Source organism: Paraburkholderia sediminicola, from assembly GCF_046026895.1.
Lineage (GTDB): Bacteria > Pseudomonadota > Gammaproteobacteria > Burkholderiales > Burkholderiaceae > Paraburkholderia > Paraburkholderia sediminicola_C.
In genome coordinates this window covers 1-813 of record NZ_JAQQEU010000252.1, presented here as the reverse complement: position 1 = coordinate 813, position 813 = coordinate 1, and the positions used below count along the sequence as shown (strand labels likewise).

1 protein-coding gene is annotated in these 813 nt (G+C 68.5%); it reads left to right on the top strand.

Annotated features, from left to right (window positions below):
- Positions 1-15: 15 nt before the first annotated feature.
- The coding region (locus tag PQR02_RS40590) for a formate dehydrogenase beta subunit (RefSeq protein ID WP_459252531.1) at positions 16-813 on the top strand (798 nt) is incomplete at its 3' end.

The following is an 813-nucleotide window of genomic DNA, read 5'->3' as shown; positions in this document are numbered from 1 at the left end:
TGTGGAGGTGACGGCATGACGCGCATCTACGTTCCCTGCGATTCGTCCGCGCTCGCGCTCGGCGCCGACGCGCTGGCCGAGGCCATTCAAGCTGAAGCCGCGCGCCGCGGCGTCGAGATCGAACTGGTTCGCAACGGCTCGCGCGGCCTGTTGTGGCTCGAACCGCTCGTCGAAGTCGCGACTGCCGAAGGTCGCGTCGGCTATGCGAACGTCGAAGCAGACGACGTGGCAGCCCTCTTCGATGCCGGCTTCGTCGAAGGCGGCGAGCATGCGCGGCGCGTCGGCGTGGTCGACGAGATTCCGTATCTGAAGAAACAGCAACGCCTGACCTTCGCGCGCATCGGCATCACCGATCCGCTCTCCATCGACGACTATCTCGCGCACGGCGGCCTCGAAGGCTTGCGCCGCGCGCTGCAAACCGACGGCGACGCCGCCTGCGAAACCTTGATCGAATCCGGTCTGCGCGGACGTGGCGGCGCGGCCTTCCCCGCCGGCATCAAATGGCGCACGGTGCGCGGCGCGCAGGCGGCGCAGAAGTACATCGTCTGCAACGCCGACGAGGGCGACTCGGGCACCTTCTCGGACCGCCTCGTGATGGAAAGCGATCCGTACATGCTGATCGAAGGGATGCTGATCGCGGGCGTCGTGACCGGCGCGACGGTCGGCTACATCTACGTGCGTAGCGAGTACCCGCACTCGATCGCGACGCTCGAAGCGGCCATCGCCCGCGCGCGCGCCGCCGGCTGGCTCGGCGACAACGTGCTCGGCTCGGCTGCGCACCGCTTCGAGCTGTTCGTCGCGAAGGGCGCGGGG